Annotated in this window: 4 protein-coding genes; all 4 read right to left on the bottom strand. The window is 53.6% G+C overall.

The annotated features are described in order from the left end of the window. Positions 1–251, bottom strand: a 251-nt coding sequence (locus tag WG8_RS27600) for a HisA/HisF-related TIM barrel protein (RefSeq protein ID WP_007428139.1), incomplete at its 3' end; no start/stop codon positions are given. A gap of 98 nt (positions 252–349) precedes the next feature. Next, a complete protein-coding gene (gene hisH / locus WG8_RS00760; RefSeq protein ID WP_007428138.1) occupies positions 350–979 on the bottom strand; it encodes an imidazole glycerol phosphate synthase subunit HisH in 630 nt (209 codons plus the stop codon). A gap of 3 nt (positions 980–982) precedes the next feature. Further along, on the bottom strand, positions 983–1591 hold the full coding sequence (hisB, locus tag WG8_RS00755; protein WP_007428137.1) for an imidazoleglycerol-phosphate dehydratase HisB: 609 nt from the start codon (positions 1589–1591) through the stop codon (positions 983–985). Then, positions 1575–2357: histidinol dehydrogenase (gene hisD, locus WG8_RS27595; RefSeq protein WP_007428136.1), on the bottom strand; the 783-nt coding region annotated here is incomplete at its 5' end. The genes hisD and hisB, both read right to left, overlap by 17 nt.

Raw genomic sequence — 2357 nt, 5'->3', positions numbered from 1 at the left:
AAGCCGCCACCCACCTGTACTGGCACCTGTACTGCAGAAGCGATGCGCCCGATTAACTCATCGTTCACCGGGTGGCCCGCTTTGGCACCGTCCAGATCAACCAAATGAATGTAGGAGCCGCCCTTACGCTCCCATTCCCGGGCTACCTCTACCGGATTTTCGTTGTATATCGTCTCCTGGTTGTAATCCCCCTGCACCAACCGTACACATTTGCCATCGCGAATATCAATCGCCGGATATATCGTGAACAAAGCATGACCCCCTTGTGAGCTATTCAACATTTTACAGGCCTTCACATCAATCAACGCCCAAAGACAGCCGTACCACCCTCCTGCAGACTGATGAGTAGTTACGCTCGCTTTGCCGCCTCCGCCAGCTCCAAGAACTGACGAAGCAGCCGCAAGCCCATTTCCCCACTTTTCTCCGGATGGAACTGCATGCCATATACATGGTCTCTACCAACGATAGCCGTTACAGGCCCGCCGTAGTCCGTCACCGCCAGCAGGTCCGTTTCAACCTCAGGCTTTGCATGATAGGAATGCACGAAATACACATGCCCTTCCTCCAAGCCCTGCAACAACGGGTGATCCGGCTGTGTCATACGCAGACGATTCCAGCCCATATGCGGCACCTTAACGCCCCTATCGGGAGCAAAACGAACGACCTCGCCCGGTAAAATATTAAGTCCTTCATGACTGCCATATTCTTCACCACGAGTGAACAACAGCTGCATGCCCAAGCAAACACCGAGCAGCGGTTGTCCAGCGCTCGCCACCTCCTGGATAATCCGATCCAATCCACTGGAACGCAAATGCTCCATCGCATCTCCGAATGCCCCAACACCCGGCAGAATCACACCGCTGGAGGAACGAATCACCTGGGCATCTCCTGTGACTACAGCCTCATATCCAAGACGCTCAACCGCCTTGCTCACACTATGCAGATTGCCTCTGCCGTAATCCACAATAGCAATGGACATGGCCTACAGCACTCCCTTCGTTGAAGGCACTCCCGTTACCCGTGGATCAATGGAGGTCGCCTCGTCCAGTGCGCGTCCCAGTGCTTTGAACACCGCCTCGATCATATGGTGGGTATTTTGCCCGTAGTGAACGATGACGTGCAGCGTCATACGAGCCTCCAATGCAAATTTCCACAGAAATTCATGCACCAGCTCTGTCGAAAAGCTCCCCACCTGCTGTGACGGATACTCCGCACGATACTCAAAATGGGGTCGGTTACTGAGGTCAATGATGACCTGCGCGAGCGCCTCATCCATCGGTACAAAGACACTGGCATAGCGCTTGATCCCTTTTTTATCACCCAGTGCCTCCAGCAAGGTTTGCCCCAGACAGATACCAATGTCCTCCACGGTATGGTGGTCGTCAATGTCAACATCCCCTCTGGCCTGCACATTCAGGTCAAAATGTCCGTGCTTCGTGAACAAATCCAGCATGTGATTGAGAAAAGGAACATCCGTTTCAATCTCGGCCTGTCCTGTCCCATCTACCGCAAAAGACAGCTGAATATCCGTTTCGTTCGTCTTCCGGCTGACGCTGCCTGCGCGTCCTGCTCCGTTATTTTCGTTCCCCATCCATATCCACCGCCTTCTTTTCATTGTCCAACCGAACTTGTATCGCCCGCGCGTGACCTTCTAGCCCTTCATGCCGGGCAAGTTGCATAATCGTCTCTCCATTGCGTAGCAGCGCTTCCTTGCTGTAATAGATCATGCTCGACTTCTTGATAAAATCATCAATATCCACTGGCGAAGAAAACCGCGCAGTTCCATTCGTCGGAATAATGTGGTTTGGTCCGGCAAAATAATCGCCTACCGGCTCCGAGCTGTACGCTCCCAGAAAAATAGCTCCCGCATTTTCAATCAGACCCACATGCTCCATCGGCTGCTCTGTCATGATCTCCAAATGCTCCGGCGCCAGCCGATTGACAATACGGATGCCCTCTTTCAACGTGTCAACGACAATGATGGCCCCGTAGGACTCTACTGAGGCAGAAGCAATATCCCTGCGCGGCAGATCGGTCAATTGGCGCTGTACTTCGGCTGATACTTCTTCCGCCAAGCGTTGCGAGGGCGTAACCAGAATGGCCGAGGCCATTTCGTCATGCTCCGCTTGCGACAGCAGATCTGCCGCTACATAAGCAGCATTCGCCGTGTCGTCAGCCAGCACGACAATTTCACTCGGCCCGGCAATACTGTCGATATCCACCGCACCGTATACCTCACGCTTTGCCAGCGCTACATAAATATTGCCGGGACCGCAAATTTTATCGACCGGTTCAATGCGATGTGTTCCGTAAGCGAGAGCGGCAATCGCCTGCGCTCCGCCCACCCGGTATATTTC

The organism is Paenibacillus sp. Aloe-11, from assembly GCF_000245715.1.
In the GTDB taxonomy this organism is placed as follows: domain Bacteria; phylum Bacillota; class Bacilli; order Paenibacillales; family Paenibacillaceae; genus Paenibacillus; species Paenibacillus kribbensis.
The sequence above is the reverse complement of the archived record's forward strand: the minus strand, read 5'-3'. Positions and strand labels throughout refer to the sequence as shown.

Excerpts from the sequence above, each read along its gene's own strand:
- hisH (WP_007428138.1), bottom strand. The coding sequence starts at position 979 with ATGTCCATTGCTATTGTGGATTACGGCAGAGGCAATCTGCATAGTGTG.
- hisB (WP_007428137.1), bottom strand. The coding sequence starts at position 1,591 with ATGGGGAACGAAAATAACGGAGCAGGACGCGCAGGCAGCGTCAGCCGG.